Source organism: Micromonospora sp. MP36 (assembly GCF_008119785.1).
Classification (GTDB): domain Bacteria; phylum Actinomycetota; class Actinomycetes; order Mycobacteriales; family Micromonosporaceae; genus Micromonospora.
Map to the genome: position 1 here is coordinate 1 of NZ_VSFA01000296.1, position 561 is coordinate 561.

The 561-nt window shown below is 63.1% G+C and carries 1 protein-coding gene; it reads right to left on the reverse strand.

Features of this window, described 5'->3' with window-relative positions:
* Window positions 1–44: 44 nt before the first annotated feature.
* Window positions 45–521 carry a hypothetical protein gene (locus FXF52_RS41245; protein WP_148805075.1) on the reverse strand — a complete coding sequence of 159 codons (477 nt, stop codon included), beginning with the start codon at window positions 519–521 and terminating at the stop codon, window positions 45–47.
* Window positions 522–561 lie beyond the last annotated feature (40 nt).

The window sequence follows — 561 nt, forward strand, 5'->3', positions numbered from 1 at the left end:
CCGATTCCCAAGCTGACGGTTCTCTATGGGCTACAGCCGGAGGGCTAGCGCCACGAGTGCTCGTGACCACCGAGCCGGCCGAGCGTCACGTTCTCATCTTGGCTGTGCAACAACGCGAGGAGTCGGTTTCCCATGAGCAGGTGCTCGTACGAGACCTGGGCAATGGTGTCGGCCATGGCCACGGTCCACTGCGGATCGGCTCCGAACGGCTCGTCGAACTGGCGGATGACGAGAGCCCACCCCGTAACCCCGGTGAAGTCGATGTAGCGCAGAGCGTCACAGAAGGCATCCAGATTCTGGACCGACCAGCCGCAGTACCGCATCGTCACCTGGGAGAGGAGCTGTCCGAGCAGGCTCGTTCCGTTGCCACCGCGAGTCTGAGCGACGCCGTATCCGAGGCTCACCAGCTCACTCACGACGTGGTCGAGCTGCTTCTCATCGTGGAAGCCGGAGACCGCGCCGTCCTGAAGCAGCTCGTAGTCCCACTGTCGTTCGGTCTCTGCAGGGCTGAAGGACACCATGGTAGGGACCCTAGCGACTCGCCGGGTGACTAACTGAGTG

Coding starts and splice junctions, on each gene's coding strand:
- FXF52_RS41245 (WP_148805075.1), bottom strand. CDS start 521: ATGGTGTCCTTCAGCCCTGCAGAGACCGAACGACAGTGGGACTACGAG.